This window comes from Aliifodinibius sp. S!AR15-10, from assembly GCF_031569985.1.
Lineage (GTDB): Bacteria > Bacteroidota > Rhodothermia > Balneolales > Balneolaceae > JAMQKA01.
This window is the reverse complement of record NZ_JAMQKA010000010.1, coordinates 106,137-125,529: the sequence shown is the minus strand read 5'-3', so window position 1 is coordinate 125,529 and position 19,393 is coordinate 106,137. Positions and strand designations below refer to the sequence as shown.

Below are 19,393 nucleotides of genomic sequence, written 5' to 3'. Positions count from 1 at the left end.
AATAGTTGCTTGTAAAATATTTGTCAGAGAGAGGAGCTAAACCACATATTCATGTGAGAAGTACCCGCAAGCTTTTACTTCTTCCAACTTTTAAAATTTGTATATATCGATATGATGAATGCAGCACCAAAAAGTATTCCCGTCGCCCAATCCACCAATACCGCGTTAACATCCCAACCGGTCAGCAGATCCACCAAAAACTTGATGTAGGAATTGGGCATATCGTAGTAACCCAATTCTCGGCGCACCAGCCAGTGCCAGTGGGTACACGGGCAGTACCCAAACCCGTACCAGATGCCGAGTATAATCCAGGAAAAAGCGGTTGCTGACAATGTCAACAGGTTCCATTTTCGGGTCTTCTCCCAAATCCAGCCAAACAGGTTGAAGAGTATCAGCAACGAATGAAACGTAATAAAGAACAGGTCTAAAAATTGATACATCCTGTCACTGTTAAATGATTATTAACAAAGGGACACCAGAAAAAAATGGCTTACCATCTTCTGGAAAAATAGGCATATTGTCTGCAAAAATAATAATGACGCCAGATCAACCTGCGATCCAATGAAAACACTCATCATCCTGCTTAGCCTTCTATTCACCGTAGATAACGTTCACTCCGCTGAAAAATGGGGACGAACCGGGCACCGGGTGGTTGGAGATATCGCTGCCGAGTACCTTACCCCTCTTGCAAAAAAAGAGATTAAGCAAATTTTGGGCGATGAATCCCTTGCAATGGCCAGTACCTGGATGGATGAAATTCGGTCTGACCCGCAATATGATCATACGCACGACTGGCACTGGGTCACAATTCCCGATGGACAAACCTATGCGGAGACTGAAAAGAATCCAAATGGCGACTTGGTGAAAGCGTTGCAAGATATTATCAGTGATCTCAAGCAGGGAGATATATCTAAGGAAGAAGAGGCAAAAAAGCTGAAGATGCTCATTCACCTAGTGGGCGATATTCACCAGCCGTTACATGTGGGTACTGGCGAAGACCGCGGGGGCAACGCGGTGGAAGTGCAATGGTTTTGGGAGCCTTCGAACCTGCATCGCGTATGGGACAGCGAAATGATTGACGATTCTAAACTGAGCTATACTGAACTTTCCAAGAGTATAAATCACCCAACGCAAGAGAAACTTCGCGAGTGGCAATCTACCGGCGTGCTGGACTGGGCCAGGGAATCGATGCAACTGCGGGACCAGGTCTACAATCTGCCTGATGATATGGAGCTCGGATATGAATACACATACAAAAATTTCGATACCGTAGAGAAAAGACTCCTGCAGGCAGGAATTCGACTTGCCGATGTTTTAAACGAGATTTACGGGGGATAAATGACAAGCATCAAATCTCAAATATCAACTTCCTGTTTGCCTTTTGATAAATTGTAATTTGGAGTTTTCGATAAAATAAGCTGGATTATCCAAATACTTCTTCCATCACTTGTTGATGCGTGTTCATGGCATCTTCGCCCCAAAGAACAAACCGGATAAGTTTGACAGAAGAAAGTCCCTCCTCAGCATGCCCTTTAACAGATTGAAAAGCAACGCGAGCGGCATCTTCCATCGGGTAGCCAAATGCTCCCGTTGAAATAGAAGGGAAAGCGACACTTGTAATCCCGTTTTCTTCTGCGCGGTCAAGTGCATTCTTGTAGCAGTTGGCGAGCAGCTCCTCTTCCGGCTTGTCGCGCCCATACACCGGGCCCAGGCAGTGAATAACATATTCGTTGGGCAGGTTGTGAGCCCCGGTGATGACCGCTTCCCCCGGCTTGATCGGCGCCATCGGTTTTGCTTCCTCGGCCAGCCCGGGTCCTGCCGCACGATGAATGGCACCGGCCACGCCACCTCCCGTTTTGAGCTGTGCATTGGCTGCATTCACTATCGCTTCAATATCCTTCTGGCTTGCGATGTCTCCTCGCTTGAGTTCTATGGTAACGCCCGAAACCTCTGTTTTTTCCATGGCATTGATAATTTAATTAAGGTTATCACCTGTTACGTAAAGCAAGAATTCCGAACTTAAAATTTCAACCTTATTCCAAACTGACACATTTTTCCTCACCCAAGTAACAGTTAGCCTGCATTTCTCATCAAGAAATTGGCTCGTATGCAAGGCGAAGTGGATATCGCAAGCGAAATGTATGTTTATACATTGAGTGCGCAATTTCCACTTTCAACACAGCAGACGGACCAATTTCGTAGCTCGCTACCCACTGTTATATTTTTAGTCTAAAAATCAATGTAACCCACAGTGTATCATGGAATTACATAAACTCAGACTAACTTTTCGTGAGAAATGCAGGTAAGGCAGACTTATCCTGACATGTTTGTACCGGTTTTTCCCACTTTCCCCAAAACGACATATCTGGTACTTTAAATCTGTAATTACGTCAGAGATGCCAGATCGGTACGATATTGGTGATATAAAGAAGTAGAAAAACAAAAGATATTAACATCAATTACTGACTGTTATGAATTTCAACAAATTTACGTTAAAGGCGCAGGAGGCGGTTCAAAACGCTCTGGACCTAGCCTCCAACAACAACCACCAGGCAGTGGAGCCTGCGCATATTCTACTGGCTTTGCTAAACGATTCCGAAAATGTGGTAAATTCTATTCTCAATAAAGTAGGTGTTCGCATTCCCCAGCTCAAATCCGAGTTGGAACAGCGAATTGAGAAACTGCCCGTGGTAAAGGGGGCCTCTGTTTCCGGCCAGTACCTTTCGAACAATTCAAAAGAGCTTTTCGACAAAGCCCAGAAATCGGCTGACGATCTCGGGGATGAATACATCAGCTCTGAACATGTGTTGATCGGCATGCTTGAGTCAAAAGGTGAGGCCGGCAGCTTGCTGAAACAACAGGGCGTCAAAAAGAACGATGTGCTCAAAATTTTGCAGGACGTCCGCGGCTCGCAAAAAGTGGATGATCCCAATGCCGAAAGCCGCTACAACGCCCTTGATAAATACGGCCGTGACCTGAATGAGATGGCCGAAAAAAATAAACTCGATCCCGTTATTGGGCGCGACCAGGAGATCCGACGCATTATGCAGATTCTCTCGCGCCGCACTAAAAACAATCCGGTACTTATTGGCGAGCCCGGTGTCGGTAAAACGGCTATTGCCGAGGGACTGGCTCTCCGTATCAACCGCGGCGACGTCCCCGAAAGTCTAAAAACCAAGCGCATTGTTGCCCTTGATATGGGTGCACTAGTGGCTGGAACTAAATTCCGGGGTGAGTTTGAAGAGCGACTGAAAGCGGTCGTAAAAGAGGTAATCGACTCAGATGGCGAACTCATCCTCTTTATTGACGAGATTCACACGCTCGTCGGCGGTGGATCTGCCGAAGGTTCGCTGGATGCTGCCAATATCCTGAAGCCGTCGCTGGCCCGAGGTGAACTCCACGCCATCGGTGCCACCACCCTCGATGAGTACCGCAAGCATATCGAAAAAGACCGCGCGCTGGAGCGCCGGATGCAGAAAGTGCTGATCAACGAGCCCACGGTCGAAGATACGGTGTCGATCCTGCGTGGATTGCAGGAGCGGTATGAGCTGCACCATGGCGTAAAAATTCGGGACGAGGCCCTGGTAGCTGCTGCCGAGCTCTCGCACCGATACATCAGCGACCGTTTCCTTCCGGATAAAGCTATCGACCTGATTGACGAGGCTGCCTCTCGCTTGCGTCTCGAAATCGACTCGATGCCGGAGGAGCTGGACCAGATTGAGCGGCAGATTCGACAGCTCGAAATTGAGCGTGAGGGGCTGAAACGAGATCAGAATGATGAAAAGATTCAAAATATTGAAAAAGAGCTGGCCGACCTGGAAGAACAGCGCAATACTATGCGCAACCAGTGGGACACCGAGCGCGAAATGATTCAAAAAACGCGCGAGCTGAAGCAAGCGATCGAAACGTCCCGCAACCAGGCGGAGAAAGCCGAACGGGAGGGTAATTACGAAAAGGTAGCCGAGCTACGCTACGGTACCATTAAACAGCTGGAAAAAGATCTCGAGGAAACCAAGGAACAACTCGATGAGGTCCAGGAAGGGCGCGCGATGCTGAAGGAGGAGGTGGAATATGAGGATATCGCTGATATCGTCTCACGGTGGACCGGTATACCGGTCAGCAAGATGCTGCAGAGCGAGCGGCAAAAGCTGATTCATCTTGAAGAAGAGCTGCACAAACGCGTGGTCGGGCAGGATCCTGCTATCGAGACGGTTTCCAACGCTGTGCGCCGTTCGCGTGCTGGACTCCAGGATGCTCAGCGGCCCATCGGCTCGTTCTTCTTCCTCGGGTCCACGGGGGTTGGTAAGACCGAGCTGGCACGTTCCCTGGCAAACTTCCTCTTTAATGACGAGGACGCCATGGTGCGCATCGACATGAGTGAGTATATGGAGCGGCACAGCGTGAGTCGCCTCGTGGGTGCTCCTCCCGGCTACGTCGGATATGACGAGGGCGGCCAGCTTACCGAGGCCGTACGTCGTAAACCGTACTCGGTGATCCTGCTGGATGAGATCGAGAAAGCGCACGCAGATGTCTTCAACATGCTGCTGCAAGTGCTGGATGAGGGGCGGCTCACCGACAACAAAGGCGTTACAGTCGACTTCACCAATACGATCATCATCATGACCAGCAACATCGGTTCTCACCTTATTCAGGATGAGATTGAAAAAAGTGGTGGTAACTTTTCCGATGAAGTGTACAGTGAACTCCAGGATAAGCTTATGGATCAGTTGAAGAAATCAATTCGCCCGGAATTCCTGAATCGCGTGGATGATATCATCGTGTTCCACCCATTGAACAAAGAACATATCCGAGAAATTGTGGATATTCAGCTTCAACGGGTATACGACATGCTGGAGAAAAAAGATGTCGAGCTTTCAGTCTCAGATATCGTCAAGGATTGGCTGGCCGAACGCGGTTATGATCCCGTTTACGGTGCTCGTCCGCTGAAACGATTGATCCAGCGAAAAATCATCGACAAACTTGCGACCGAGCTCATCAAACGCGAGGAGGAAGGACCTGCCCAATACGAGGCCACCCTCAGCAAAGATGGCGAAGAGATCGAGTTTGCAGAGGTCTATGATGACGCAGAAGCATGGGCTGATTAAATAAACCTATAAATTCATACATGTAGGGGCACGATGCATCGTGCCCCTTACTTTTTTAAGCATATTTTACCACAATCCTATAATCAATCCGGCGGCCGCAAATCCCACCAGGTGGTATCCGCCGTCAATAGCAAACAGTTTTAGTGACATATCGTTGTAGATCCCGTTTACGCCAACAGTTGTTAGTACAAACCCCGCACCAGCCGCCAGCCCGATATAAAGACCTTCAATAGCGGAACTCACCCCGAGGGCTACAATGAATAGTCCCAGTGAAATAGCGGCAATAGTTTGAAGGATCAAAGAATAGAGAAAAATAATAGGTTCTGGAGACTCAGGATGCTCCTCTATCCCTTTTTCTTTCATCCATGCCTTTCCGAAAAGTGGTCCGTACCAAAGCCAACCGATCATAAAATATGCTATTCCACCAACGATGGCCGCCAGCCAATTCAGTTCTGATAATAGTTCTCCCATTCTCACCTCATTTTTTGTTCCCGATTGATTAACCAGTATAGCAATTTTCTGTAAAATCGAAAATTACCGGACTATAACCTTTATCTTGCCAGTAAATAATTTTGTATTTGAATAATAAAATTATTTAAGTGTATGATATTAAAATACTTACACGTAAATAAATAGACGGTTATGTGGCTCTCAACAGCTTATCCTACGCATCAGACCTCGTGGTCTCTCATCCTCACAACTCTATTAACTTTTTCAATTTTCGCATGCCACCCATCCTCCGCAGATGAAGTAACAGAACCCTCAGAAGGGACCGGCTTCCCATCTAACGGCTTTACCCGCATGGTGGAATACCCAATTGACGGTGTTCGCCTGGGTCAGGGATGGCATGACGATCAGGGAGAAAAAGCCCAGGCCGTTTGTATAGATTTTCAATCCGAAATGGATGACGGTCAAGAACAAAGTATGAATATGGAGGTAGTAACCGACCGAAGCGAAATGATGCAAAGCATGAATGTAACCGCTGAAATGCAGGTAAAAGCTATCGCCTATGAGGTATCAGGGAAAGCCAGTTACGCTAAAAACGTAGAGATGAAATCTGAAAACATGAACTTTGTAGCCCATGCGTTGGTCAACAATGGTGTGATCTTCGCAGCTCCTTCTGAGCAAGTCGAAAACCAGGCTATAGCATTGACGCCGTATTTCAGGAACCTGGCATCGCGCAATTATCCAGAGTTTGAACGCCAGTGTGGGGAAGCATTTGTTTCCGCTATCTACAGCGGCGCTGAGTTGAATGCGGTGCTTTCATTTGCAGAGCAAAGCAATAGTGAAAGGGAATCCATTGAAGCCTCAATGAAAGGATCCGGATGGGGATTTGAAGCGGAAGGAGCAGCCAGTCAAAAGATGGAACAATACTCTAAGAGCAGCGAGCTCAGGATCAGCTATTATCAAACCGGCGGGCAAGGCAATCCCATCCCCACCGATCAGCAGGGCTTTGTTGAAGCCATCAACCGGTTGCCACAGCTTGCCGCGGAGGCGGGATATAACTACCGGATTATGGTTCAAAGCTATCGTTCACTACCGAACTTTCCTGGCCAGCGGGATGAACCCGACAACATTTTTCGAGAACAACTGGCCGTCAGTTATGGCCGGCTTTTGACTATTCATGATGAAATCACCGAAATCTTACAAGATCTCGATACAAATGATGAAGGCTGGGTTTTTGGGCCCGACATGAATGGTGACTCCCTAAGGGTATTGCAGGATGAGATCAAAACTAAACTACGTGCCCAACGAGCCCTTGCCCGTCGATGCGCATTCAGTGACGACGAGGAAGTTACAGAGCAAGCCCCATGTGAACTACCCGCTGACCTCAATACGATGAATGACTACAATTATAGCATTCTCTTGCCCCTTCCTGCAAGTATGAATGATATCTCTGATTCTGGATATGTAGAACATATCAATCCTGAGATTATCGATTACCGGGTACGCCGTGTCTCTGAATTTCGCTGTGAGGACGACCTCGATGATCCCGGCTGTTTAATGAACCATGAGATTGACAAGCTGTTTACCTCACTTAATGAGAAGGTATCTGCTGAATAAAATTCTCGTCGATTTTCTATAACTACACCAAATTCTCCGGGTTCAATCCCTGCAGATCTTCCGTGACAAATTTGCGACCTTCCCGGATCTTCTCCCCATCCAGGTATACGTCGGCCCCGATACAGACCAGGTCCCAGTGGATGCTGCTGTCGTTACCATTGGGCGCCTCCTCATAATCCTTGCCCAGCGTCAAGTGGTTGGAACCATAGATCTTCTCATCAAACAAGATGTCGTACATAGGCTCCTTGATTATCGGGTTGAGTCCAAAGCTAAACTCCCCGAACTGTCGGGCGCCGGCATCGGTATCCAGGATCTCTTCAAGTGCATCATTGTTGGAGGAGTCAAAGTCAACAACCACGCCGTCACGCACCTCCAGCTTTACGAATTCAAACGGCTTGCCCTGGTATACTGAAGGAGCATAGCTTATGTGGCCTTCGACGGAGGACAGGATCGGCGATGAAAATAGCTCTCCGTCCGGGATATTGCGCTTGCCGAAGCAGGTAATCCAGTTCTGATCCTTGACTGAAAACTGGATGTCGGTTCCCTCTCCTTTGAGCTGAATGATATCGGTCTTGCGGAGTCGTTCTTCCAGGGGCTTCATGGCCTCATGGAGTTGGCTGTAGTCCAGCAGACAGGCTTTGTAATAAAACTCACGGAACTTCTCCGTAGGCATTTTGGCGTTCATGGCAAAAGCCTCGGAAGGATAGCGCAGCACTACCCAGTTGGTGTTGTTGACCCGTTCCTCGAGATGCACTGGCTTCAAAAAATAATCGGAATAATCCTTGTTTGCTTTCTTGCTGACATCCGCCTGCTCGTAAATATTCTGCGAAGCCCGTATCCCAACAAAGGCATCCATCTGTTTCATCAGAGGAAGCTGGTCGGTCTGAGCCTGTTTCTCCCAGAATTTCTTATCGCCATTCTCAATCAACATACGCCGGATTTCGGTATCCTCAATCTGGACGAATGGATTGACATTCATCTCACGTGCTTCCTTTACCAGGGCTCTCAGCAGCCCAACTCCATTTAACCCCACAAGCTGAAGTAAAACATTTTGGCCCTCCTCCAGCTCACAGCTAAAGTGAAGTATTTTTTTGGCTAACTGTGCATCTTGACTCGTATACATTTTATATCTCTTTTTGGGTTTAAATTGTTCAACAATTAATAGCAATAACTTTAGTTTAAGGCATTTTATTCAGAGCAGGGCGTAAGCAGTTAAAAACGCCATGCGCTTTACTCTCCACGCCTTGCTAGTAGTCATGATTCCACCGGATATCAATTCCCCCCTGGCTGTCACTCCCTTGTGTAATAATCAGTTTCAGATTCTTTTTCAAAAGATATTCAAGAATAAAAATAGTATCGGGAGTGGAACCAGTGATTTCATTTTGGATGGCAAAGAAAACCTTTGGATTCAAATACCAACCGGTTTTTATCGAGGTACCGGTATTCGCGCCACTCCGCGTGTTGTCAATCTGAACCACGTCGATACCCAGCCGCTGGGTCGCCAGGGTTTCCACTTTATCCAGCAGCACATCCATGGCTACATCCGCCGCCCCCGTGTTATTGCCCGAATTGGCCACCACCTGTTTCCAGGGATCCAGCGACAAAAACGGTTTGCCGAAAAGGGTATAGCTGATGATATCAGCCAGACCCATAGGGGGCTCGCTTTCGTACTTAAACTTGGGACTTTCCACCGTACCCTCAATAATATACCAGATCCGGACATCGCCAAGCTCTTGCTGCGGAGGTTCAAAAATATGGCGAACATTCAGCTCCGGATTCGTGGGATCGCCTCTAAAAGTGATAACTCCCTCCTCCAGCTGAAATCGTTTACCCAGGGGACGGGCATATCCAGTGGCTGCTTCCAATGCCCCAAACATTTGCAGATCTTCTCCCCTGTTTTTGAGCAGATCCACTTGCCCCTCAAGCTCATATTCCAGATCGAGATACCGCCGGTTTCGAACATAAAATCGACGATTGAAGGAAACATCCAGGTCAAGACTGAGTGAATCATACGGAGTGTACTCAAAATCTGCCTCCTGTTCCAGAGAATCGAGCTCTACCGATTCCACCGATTTTTCTCCAAAGTTTTGCAGGTAGATGAATCCACTCACAAAACTCAGCTCCCCCTTCAGCTCTGGTTTCATCAGGGTACCGCTCAAAGAGGTATTCATGTCGATAATGGCGTTGTATTCCGGTGTATTGACAACCCGGAAATTCTCTGCCACCATTTTCATATTGAGGGCGCCCGGCTGTAGTTCATCAAATTTCATTGACCCACTGGCCCGGAAAGACCCGGTGCCACTCTGAGCGCGAATTTGCTCCACTTGCACCTCGCTTCCATTAAAATGGATGACCGACCGAATATCCGATATTTTCACCCCGGCTTCCATAACCCGTACGGCTCCCTTCTGAAAGTTCAGCTTCCCATTGGCCGACAGCTCTTTCATTGGTCCCGTTATCGAAACTCTCCCATCCAGCCGACCCTGGATTTCCCGCAGTTCTGTTCGGTCTACAAAATCATTCAGAGACGCCACATTAAACTGGTTTGTCGTTATGTCCACCTGAATTGAATCGTCCTGTCCGGGCAAAATCACATTGAAATCTTTCAGATCAAGGTAAATCGGAACAGCTGCCGTAATTTCGGCTGCTTTCTGTTTCAGTGAGATGATTGAGCTGTTCATCGTCAGGGATCGTTCGGCATGATTATAATCGAATGTCGCCCGGGCCGAGTCGACAGCTACCCCGGAAATTGAAGCGTTTCGGAGACGAAAACTGGCATCCATTTCAGGTTGACCAGCAGTGCCCCGCAACCGCCCTTCAAATCGAGCCAGACCACTTGTATTGGTGATTCCGGCTTCGGTAAGCATCTGCTGAAAACGGGATAGCGCCAGCTCCCTGACCTCCAGGACCCCAAAAATCTCCTCTTCAAAAAATGTGTCGCCAAAGGTATTGGGATCACCAATCTTAAACGGAACCCGGAGCTGCCCCCGTGCCAGTCGCTCTGCCCCGTCATAGAGTAACAGTCCCCCTTCCAGGCGTTCATTTTCTATCATATATCTCATATCCAGTGAGTCGAGTGCAGTCCCCTCATAAACCAGGTCTTTTATGATCAGATCACCCGAGGAAGAAAGCGCCGTTCCCTGCCGCTCGATGTATATTCGACCAGAGAGGGTCCCCTCAAAAAAGGACTCATTGAGCAGTGTATTTTGAATCACCGTCATATTCAAATTTTGCCCCCTGAGGTAACCACGCTGGAAGGTTGAATCGGCGTAGGGGACCGCGGCCTCCAGAAGGGCCCCGTCATCCGATGCAAGGCGAGCCGTATCCATGCTGAAACTCTGCTGCCGTATCTCAACATCAAACGGCTCTGAAAGCGTCAGCCGCCGCAGGTCACTGATAATCTGCAGTTCCAGTGTGCGTATAAGGGAATTCTGGGGACCGATTTCATAGGTAGCAAAATGTTGAATGCGACTGTCATTCGGGCTACTGAACATCAACTGGATGTTACCGTGGGTGGAGTCCGCCTCTATGACACCCCGTACAGTCGTGGCAAAATCCTGCAGTACCACAGAACTGATGACCGGATTATTCAGATCAAGATTTAAGACATACTCAGGGTGCTCCTGTAACAACACCTCCACACTTCCCTGCACTCGTTCAGAACTGAGCATATCCCCGTAGACCACATTTTCGAAATCTATCGATCCGGTAAACTGCAGTTCATCTTCGTAGACCGGGCGCAACTCTCCCGAAATATTTCCATTGGTTTGCAACGTCTGCACCCCGGCCAAAGCGGCAAAGGTCTGGACATCTTTGACCTGGAAATCGAGATCAACACTGTTTTGGATGTCGTACCAGCGCTTCAGGTGAAAACGGGCGTTAAAATTTCCGTCAGCGATAGCGCTTCGAAGCCGTCCATTCGTTATTTGGGCTACCGTATCACGAACCTGGATATCGGTCTGCAGTTCCTCGATAAACTCCTTGTTGACGATCGATGAATCGATCCGCACTGTGGAACTCAATTGTAATTCTTCGGGTGAAATATATTTACCCTCCCCTTTGATTCGGGCATTGATGGCAGTCGGAAGATCTTCGAACCCTTTGCACTCCGCTAAATTGAGACGGTTTACCACAAGGTCATAGTTATACTCCGGGATTTCAGCGTAGTTTGCGACCTCCGCCTGAAGCTTAAACTCGCTCTGCCTCAACCGAACATGCGAACGCGTGGAAAATCGCTGCCCGTTAATGGTTCCACGCAGAGAGGCCAGGGAAAGCTGCTGTCCCCCGATATTACTGTCTTTGAGATCCAGTTCATAGGTCCAGTCCTGCTTACCGGGCTGAAACCCTTTGCCATCGAAACGGGCAGTTAGATTTATGGCTCCAGCATACGTGGTATCGCCGGTCCAGTATTCCGGCTGAATATTCTTTGCCGTCAAACGTGCTGTGAACGCCGGCAGCTCACTCCAAATTTCGGACGCTTGCAGTTCGACCTGTACATTTTCCTTGCTTCGTGTTATAGCGATATCAGCTTGCAGATCCTGTTGCCGAACTGAGTAGGAACCGTCCAGGCTGTCGAGCATATATACCCCTTGACTAATATCATCCACCGAAAAACGGCCCTTCAGCTCCCCCTCTTCCATCTTCGCAATATCCATCCTGCCAGATGTTGTAAAACGGATACTTTCCATCCTGGGATAAGTGCTATCCCCAAGTAAAACGGGGAGATCCAGCTGGTCGATACTCAACTCCGCCTCATGCAGGCTCAATGATTCATCCCAACGGAAATCCGTTTGCAAATTAAACTCTCGCAGCCCGTTGGCCTCGGCCACGAGCCCTGCTTCAAAAGCTTGTAGATTTCCACTCAGGCTGAGATCAACCTGCAGATCCTGCTGTAGTGGAAATGGATCCAGGTATGCCGAAAGATCTCTCCAGGAAAGTGGATTTGCGGAAAATGAAAACGAGGCAGCGGAATCGGCAGTGCTCACCCTGGCGGATGATTCCAGCACGGAACGCCCGGTTCCTACGACCAGCTTTTCCAATGTAACATGCTGTTCTGTGGCCTGTGCTACGGTGTTGACTTCCACGGGTGGCAACCGGGTCTGGTTGACCTGGAAATCAAGCTCACGCAACTGAACATCATACTGATCTCCCCGATAGGCTATCCCTCCCCCAAGTGTTAAATTCCGAACGGTGAACATTGAATCTACACCCAGCGAGTGGATCTGCCCCTTAATTCGGCCACTGTTTATTGAAAATTGATCAATCTTAAAAAAGAATGGGGTTGCTTCTGTACTGTCTGGCTCAGGGGATACTTTTACCAGTTTTTGCAGGTTTAAGCTTCCCTCTTTGTTTTGTACGACCGAAAACCAAGGGTTTTCTGCCCGGACTTCTTCCACCTGGAATTCTGAACTAAAATAACTGAGCAGATCGTACCGGGCATAGAGAGTATCTGCTCGAACAATGGTATCCGGCGTAGTGATGTGAATATCAACAACTCTTATCTCCTTCCACAAGTCGCCCTGAATCTGGCCGATCTGCAGCTGACCATTAAGCGTGTTATTAGCCGCTTTGATAGCCTGATCTCGTACAAAATTGTGCACAATCCCGGTTTTCAGCGACAGGCGTCCCCCAATAATTATGAGCAAAAGCCCTATGGCTACGATCCACGGCCATCGCCTGCGATTTTGGGGGTCGATATGTTGCCTCTGCTTCTTTTCCATTTAAAAAGCTTGTCCTACACTAAAGTGAATGCCAAAACGATCAAACCTGCCGCCGTAGTCTGTTCCCTGGTATATATTCAGATCTTCATCAGTGGGATTTAGCTTGTAACCTATATCCACGCGGATGGGACCGATTGGAGACTGGTAGCGAAGCCCACCGCCCACGGAAAACTGCATCGGCCGACTCTGAAGATCGTACAGTCGCCGCCATACCTGTCCGCCATCCAGGAAGACCGTCATGCCGAATCCTTTGATAAAAGGATCGAGATTTTGCCTGATTTCGGCGTTAAAACCGAACTGAGCCTGTCCCCCGATTGGAGCATAAGCATAAAATGCATCCGTGCTGTCGAACCGGGCGCGCTTGGGTCCCAGCTCATTTCGACCCCAGCCCCGCACCGAGCTGGTTCCCCCAAGGTAGAAACGAATATTCTGCGGAAGGGAGTCCTGCTTCACACTTCCGATTCCTCCCAATTGCATGCGGGTCGCCAGTGTCGTTGAGTTGGTTAACTTTGTAAATCGTCGGACATCCAGGGAAAACTTTTGGAATGAGAAGGCCGCTCCTCCGAAGAGGCCTGAAAATTCCAGGTAAGGCTGAACCACCCATCCCTGCTGTTCTCTGCTGGTAAAACCGGGACTGTAGTAGCCGCTCAGCTGAAAAGAGGAGAGGTTATATTCAAAAGTGGTATCTGGTAACGCCTCGTCAAACTGCTCGGAGAGCTCAAGATTGCGCGTAAATTGATAGGAAACCGTCCCGGTAAGATCCTGGCGGTAACGGTAGATAAAACTGTTGGTCACGCCCCCATGGAAGAGCTCATAAATCCGTCGTTCCAAAACGTGCTGGGCAAACGGGGAGATTACAACGCTGCTTTTTGTGTTGAAGGTGTACGGCAACAAGTAATCCAGGTTAAGGGACTGTTCAATAAACGAAGCCCTCGCCGTGGCCGTCAGCCGGTGTCCCCGGTGAAAAAGGTTCCGGTGTGTCCAGCTCACCTGGCCTCGCAACAGATCTTCCGTACCTACTCCGCCCAATACCTGGATCGAACGCAGGGGATATTCCCGCAGGTTTATGTCGACAGCCAGGGTGGAATCGTGCTCCTGTTCCGGAACATTAATGGTAGCAAAACGAAACAGGTGGTGATTAAATATTTCGCGCTGTGCCTGCTCCAGTTTGTTTTGTGAAAACTTTTCTCCCCTGTCAATGTCGGCCTCCCGGATAATATAATTTTCCGAGACTGTTTCAACGCCTGTTACATTCACCTGGTCAAAATAGGTAACGGGCCCGGGCATAAGTTCTATAGTGACGGAGGCTGTAGTCTGCAGACTGTCCACTTCTGCCAGGATGTTGACATCCGCGAATGCGTACCCCAGATTCTTAAGCGCATTATTGAACATTCCAATGATATCCGGTTCCCTGATCGTCTGATAACGTTGATTCAACTGGAAAGAGTGGTCAGAGCGAGCCTGCCGATACGCCCTGCTGCTTGTTATATATTCCCGGTTCTCTTCCGTTGTCTTAAACTGATAGTCTAGCCTGGTTATAGTAACCGGGCTATTTTCGTCGATAATAAACCGAACTATTCGCCTCCATGATTTTTTCCCGGTTTCCACTTTGCGTCTGACTTGTACATTCGGGAATCCCCGTCGTTCGTAATAGCGGCGTATTCTTATCACATCACGTTGTATCTCGAGATCATTAAATTCATGTCCTCCCCGTTTCCAAAAGGTCATTTTTTCCCAGGTCGTCGGGCTCTCTGTGGCGATGATCTGCTTAATGACAAGATCAGAAAAGGTCTTATTCCCTTCAATTTCAACCCGCCAGACCTGGGGATCCATAACATCAGAATCCACGCCGTTTTGGAAAGCATATCCCGGGAAAACCTCCAGAAATAAGATGACGAATAGAATAAAAAAACTCTTCAAGTATGCTGTATGTACCTGCTTTTTTCTCAAATATTAACCGAATTGCACTTAATAAGTTACTATAATCACCCATGCCTTTGTAGAAAAACAAGTATAAGGCAAACACGTTAACACTCAAAAAGGAATTGGTTGCGCAAAAGCAAAAATGTACATTAGTTTCTGCAGTCTTACGTCATGGTCAATTAGTCAAATTCAATGAATATCACTACACAACTCTTACTGCTCTGCACGTTCCTTTTACTTTTCACTTCCTGCTCCTCAACCGAAGAATTCACCGGGTTTTCCTATGATCCTGAAGGTGTTACTGTTACCTCTGACAAGGAGATAACACCTCAGCATCGACGCACAATCGGCATCATGGAAGAGGGGATCTGGTTTTCAAACGAAGCCAGCGGTACGCGGTTAAACGATTTTTACCAAGTTAATGATACGCTTTACCGGGCCGTCATCAAACCGGAAAATTATCCTATTAACAACAGCCCGTGGTACGGGTTCAAAGCGTGGTCCGATCGACCGCAAACGGTATGGGTGGAACTGGCCTACGAGCATGGAGAACATCGCTACTACCCCGATTTGAGCCTGGATGGCAAAAACTGGTTCTCACTAGATAGATCAGCATATCGTGCGGATACCGCAGCCGGAACAGCCCAGCTAAGGCTGGATCTGGGTCCCCAACCGTTGTGGGTGAGTGCACAGGAAATCTTTGGCACTGAGGAATACAACTGGTGGGCATCAAACCTGGCACAATATCCATTTGTAAAGCGTGATACCATCGGATATTCACACGAAAGCCGGCCGATTGAAAAGTTGACGATTACCCAGGCCAGTGATACACAAAAACATGGTGTTGTAATTATAACTTCCAGGCTGCATCCGCCCGAAATTACCGGCCAGATGGCGACCCTGGCGTTCCTGGAGGAAATCACCAGCTCTTCCCCGCTTGCCAGCCGGTTTCGCAATCGTTTTGAGATTATCGCCTTTCCCTTTGCCAATCCCGACGGGGCCGACAACGGTCACTGGCGCCACAACGCCGGGGGTGTAGACCTAAATCGCGACTGGTCAGATTTCAAGCAGCCGGAAACGAGTGCCATTAGAAACTATTTGATACAGGAAGTAAAAAACAACCCATATCGCAAGGTATATTACGGCATCGATTTTCACTCTACCGACGAAAATATCTTCTATCCCATCAACCGAAGTATTGACACGTTCCCGGAGAATTTCACCTATACGCTTGTGGATTCCATCCAGCAGGCATTCCCCGATGTAGCCTTTGCGGTGGAACCATTTGACACGAGCTCTCCCATCACGAAAAACTGGATTCATAAAACATTTGGTGCTGATGCGGTGACTTACGAAGTGGACGATCGGGCAGACCGTGATACCCTCAAGGCTGTAGCCAGGAAAGCCGCCAACCTGATGATGAAACTGCTGATGGAGGATGGCGATGAACCTTCTTAGATGAGTGAAACCGATGGTCAGGACTGAAGAACTTCCACCGCTGCAAATAATAGTCTGGATTCTTCAACGATATGTACTGTTCATTTTTTAGCAACAAAAAATAAACGAAAAAAGTCGCTGGTTGAGAGGGCTAGATAAAACCATACCCCAGATCCTCAGACCTTCGGACCTTCGACTTTTTGACCTTCAAGGTATCTGCTCAACAATTCAACAGTTCAACGGTTCAACAATGGTAGAGTTAGCGGAATTTCTCTGGTCAATAACGATTATTAATTTGTCTTTTATCCTGCAAACTATAAATTGTGTCTCATAAAATTACGTTATGGGCAAAAACGAATATACAGACAGAATGAAGGAATTGGTGCTGAACTGGAAACTGCGGCTGGTAGTGAGCGCCTTGTTCAGCATGCTAGGGTTTGCCATTTTAATCGGTACGCTCAGCGGTTATGTAATGCCAGAATTTGAAACCCTGGATCAGACTATTGTGGGGGTAGCCGTTTTTGTGATCGTCATCCCCGTCTACTTGATTATGGCGGATCTCCCCAAAATCGATGAGCATGACATAGCGGAGATGCTGAATGAACGAATCCCAAACCTTGAACATGATGCGAATCTAATCTTGGTGGGGGAAGAGGAGCTTAATGAAGAAGAGAAAGCCAGGCGAAATCAACTAAAAGACTTTTTTGAAGACGAAAAACTCTATCGTTTCCTTCCCAACTATCCCATTCAGCAGGCAACAGTCATCATGATTACCTGCCTTATTCTTACTGCTGGCATATATTTCTACCTGTAGTCCCACCCAAAAAATTTCTGTCTGACGATGTGTTGGGCAAGAACTCAAGCAACGAGTAGTTAAGGTGAATTTTCTTGACCTTTTCATCCCTCCCGTTGTAGCACCTCCGACTATTGGTGAAGCAAGAAAACAGCGGCACCCATTCTTAAAAAAGCTTGAATCCTGCATATTATGCTTCGCTAAAAAGTAAACAACCCAATTCATGAAGCATTAATATTTCATTTATTTCTTATCTTCTGTTTTGTAAAGGATTGGGAAATGAGACCCAGCAATTGTTGAACGAAGATGGCACATACTCACGAACACAGTCATAGTCACGGGCACCATCATCACCACGGGGAGGACACTACCGAGGGACGATTGTGGATCTCTATTTTCCTGAACCTCATGATTACAGTAGCCGAGTTTGTGGGTGGCATTCTTTCAAACAGTCTCTCACTGCTTTCCGATGCCCTCCATAATCTAAACGACACCGCTTCACTGGGGATCAGCCTGGTGGCGCGTAAAATTTCGAAAAAGGACGCCAACCGGAGAAAAACATTTGGATATAAACGAGCGGAGATTATCGGTGCCTTCATCAACCTGATTACGCTGGTGATTATCGCGCTATTCCTGATCAAGGAGGGCGTCGAGCGATTCTACAATCCACAGCCCATAGACGGGCTTACGATGTTTATCGTAGCCATCATCGGCTTGCTTGGCAATGTCATTACAGCGGGCCTGCTTTTCAGCAAATCCAAAGAAAATATCAACATCCGCAGCGCATATATTCACATTTTGTCGGATGCGCTCTCCTCAGTCGGAGTCATCGTGGCCGGCTGGCTGATTTTGGAATACCAGCTTTATATTGTGGACACGATTCTCACGCTTGTGATAGCCGGTTATATCCTGTGGCAAAGCTACTATATGGTGAAAAAGACCATCAACATCTTGATGGAGAGCACGCCACGCGAAATTGACCTGGAACAGGTGACAGAGGCTATGAAATCGATCGGCAAGGTGCTTGATATACACCACGTGCACGTGTGGAGACTGGACGAGAACAATATCCTCCTGGAAAGTCACGTGGTGATTGATGAAGAAGAGCTCCACAACATGGAAAAGATCAAAACAAATATTAAGGATCTCCTGAAGTCAAAATTCAATATCCACCACTCCACGCTTGAATTTGAATTTGAGCCATGCGAAAATCATGCAGAAATTCCCTGCCATTAATGAACAAATCCCAATTTTAAATCACAATCCTTCAATTTGAATTTTCATACGAGTTCGATTCTTTATCCCCTATTAATACTATTTCTTGCATCCTGTAATCAGCCTGAAGTTATCAAAGATCTGAGTGATCAATCTTTTCAGGTGCTGGACCAGGATAGCACAAGTGTTACGTTTCCGGATGATTTTGAGGGAGAAGTTACTGTTCTCGGCTTTATCTATACGAACTGTCCTGATGTATGCCCGGCGATTACTGCTAATATGAACAACGTGAAAAATCAGCTGGAGAGCACAGAAAATGTCCATTTTGTGGGAATTTCCTTTGACCCCCGGCGCGATACTCCCTCTGTACTAAAAAACTATATGCAGCAGTTTAAGCTGGATGAAGAAGAGTTCACCTTCCTCACCGGCGACACGACAACAGTCGATTCTCTTTTGAGCAGCCTGGATATCACGGCCGACGTCTCCTATACCAAGACTTCCGATGAAGGAAAAGAACTCTATTTCATGAAGCACACAAATCGCATATCTTTAATGGACAGGCAGGGGCGGCTGCGACTGGAATACAGTGGCAGCTTCTCCAAACCGGAACATATTGTGGAAGGAATCAACCAGCTCAGATAATTCCAGTGAAATCATTACGCACATATCGCTGGTTTGTTTATCTAAGGACACTGATCGTCCCGGTAATGGGACTCGTTCTGCTGGGCTCCCAGTTCCCGCTTTCCCCTCATTCCTACAAAGCTTTGTTTCCCGGACCTCATTCCGAGCATATAGCATGTATGATGGATGGCGTCTGCATGGTAAAGACATCCGGTTCAATGAATATGCCGTGTTCTTGCCATGAAAAACATGGAGACCGTCCTTTTTACTGTTCCTGTGGGACCCACAATATGAATGTCATTTCCAGCCTTCAGCTTTCCAAAGTTCTCCTCCCGGTGCTCGTTGAAGCTGAACGGAACCTGGAATTTTCTTTCCTTCCGGTAATATTTAGTGATGACGAACTCCAATCCTATTCAAAAGACATTTTCCATCCTCCGCAAATCGCCTGATTCGATCCATCCCGATCAAATCTAAATCGAATCATTTCGTCCCGTAACCACCCGGACGATGCGATT

At 47.7% G+C, this 19,393-nt stretch carries 14 protein-coding genes; 8 read left to right on the top strand and 6 right to left on the bottom strand.

Going from position 1 to position 19,393, the window contains the following annotated elements:
• Nucleotides 1-74 precede the first annotated feature (74 nt).
• On the bottom strand, nt 75-440 hold the full coding sequence (locus tag NC796_RS08955; RefSeq protein ID WP_310684042.1) for a DUF2784 domain-containing protein: 366 nt from the start codon (nt 438-440) through the stop codon (nt 75-77).
• Between the two features lie 121 nt (nt 441-561).
• On the opposite strand from NC796_RS08955, the gene NC796_RS08950 reads away from it, so the two are divergent.
• Nucleotides 562-1,338, top strand: a complete 777-nt coding sequence (locus NC796_RS08950) for a S1/P1 nuclease (RefSeq protein WP_310684041.1) — start codon at nt 562-564, stop codon at nt 1,336-1,338.
• A gap of 85 nt (nt 1,339-1,423) precedes the next feature.
• On the opposite strand, the gene NC796_RS08945 is transcribed toward NC796_RS08950, so the two are convergent.
• Nucleotides 1,424-1,963 (bottom strand): macro domain-containing protein, encoded by a 540-nt coding sequence (locus NC796_RS08945; RefSeq protein ID WP_310684040.1) that lies wholly within the window; start codon nt 1,961-1,963, stop codon nt 1,424-1,426.
• 508 nt (nt 1,964-2,471) lie between these two features.
• Between NC796_RS08945 and clpB the strand changes: the two genes are divergently transcribed.
• A complete protein-coding gene (gene clpB, locus NC796_RS08940; protein ID WP_310684038.1) occupies nt 2,472-5,105 on the top strand; it encodes an ATP-dependent chaperone ClpB in 2,634 nt (877 codons plus the stop codon).
• Between the two features lie 66 nt (nt 5,106-5,171).
• Here clpB and NC796_RS08935 read toward each other — a convergent pair whose 3' ends face one another.
• A complete protein-coding gene (locus NC796_RS08935; protein ID WP_310684037.1) occupies nt 5,172-5,576 on the bottom strand; it encodes a DUF1761 domain-containing protein in 405 nt (134 codons plus the stop codon).
• Between the two features lie 171 nt (nt 5,577-5,747).
• Between NC796_RS08935 and NC796_RS08930 the strand changes: the two genes are divergently transcribed.
• Entirely contained in the window at nt 5,748-7,169 is a 1,422-nt protein-coding gene (locus NC796_RS08930; protein WP_310684036.1) for a hypothetical protein, read from the top strand.
• Nucleotides 7,170-7,191: 22 nt separating this feature from the next.
• Here NC796_RS08930 and NC796_RS08925 read toward each other — a convergent pair whose 3' ends face one another.
• The 3 genes from NC796_RS08925 to NC796_RS08915 form a co-directional block, all read right to left on the bottom strand.
• Complete coding sequence (locus NC796_RS08925) at nt 7,192-8,292, bottom strand: aminopeptidase (protein ID WP_310684035.1); 1,101 nt, start codon at nt 8,290-8,292, stop codon at nt 7,192-7,194.
• A 124-nt stretch (nt 8,293-8,416) separates the two neighbouring features.
• The gene (locus NC796_RS08920) at nt 8,417-12,889 is read right to left on the bottom strand and encodes a translocation/assembly module TamB domain-containing protein (protein WP_310684034.1); all 4,473 of its coding nucleotides are present in this window, start codon (nt 12,887-12,889) and stop codon (nt 8,417-8,419) included.
• Nucleotides 12,890-14,809, bottom strand: coding sequence for a BamA/TamA family outer membrane protein (locus NC796_RS08915; RefSeq protein ID WP_310684033.1), 1,920 nt, complete (start codon nt 14,807-14,809; stop codon nt 12,890-12,892).
• Between the two features lie 195 nt (nt 14,810-15,004).
• Here NC796_RS08915 and NC796_RS08910 point away from each other — a divergent pair, with 195 nt between their 5' ends.
• The 5 genes from NC796_RS08910 (at nt 15,005) to NC796_RS08890 (ending at nt 19,327) form a co-directional block, all read left to right on the top strand.
• Nucleotides 15,005-16,270 (top strand): M14 family metallopeptidase, encoded by a 1,266-nt coding sequence (locus NC796_RS08910; RefSeq protein ID WP_310684032.1) that lies wholly within the window; start codon nt 15,005-15,007, stop codon nt 16,268-16,270.
• Nucleotides 16,271-16,592: 322 nt separating this feature from the next.
• A complete protein-coding gene (locus tag NC796_RS08905; protein WP_310684031.1) occupies nt 16,593-17,063 on the top strand; it encodes a hypothetical protein in 471 nt (156 codons plus the stop codon).
• A gap of 285 nt (nt 17,064-17,348) precedes the next feature.
• Nucleotides 17,349-18,278, top strand: a complete 930-nt coding sequence (locus tag NC796_RS08900) for a cation diffusion facilitator family transporter (protein ID WP_310684030.1) — start codon at nt 17,349-17,351, stop codon at nt 18,276-18,278.
• A 36-nt stretch (nt 18,279-18,314) separates the two neighbouring features.
• On the top strand, nt 18,315-18,899 hold the full coding sequence (locus NC796_RS08895) for an SCO family protein (protein WP_310684029.1): 585 nt from the start codon (nt 18,315-18,317) through the stop codon (nt 18,897-18,899).
• A 5-nt stretch (nt 18,900-18,904) separates the two neighbouring features.
• Nucleotides 18,905-19,327, top strand: coding sequence for a hypothetical protein (locus NC796_RS08890; RefSeq protein WP_310684028.1), 423 nt, complete (start codon nt 18,905-18,907; stop codon nt 19,325-19,327).
• The last annotated feature ends 66 nt before the right edge of the window (nt 19,328-19,393 follow it).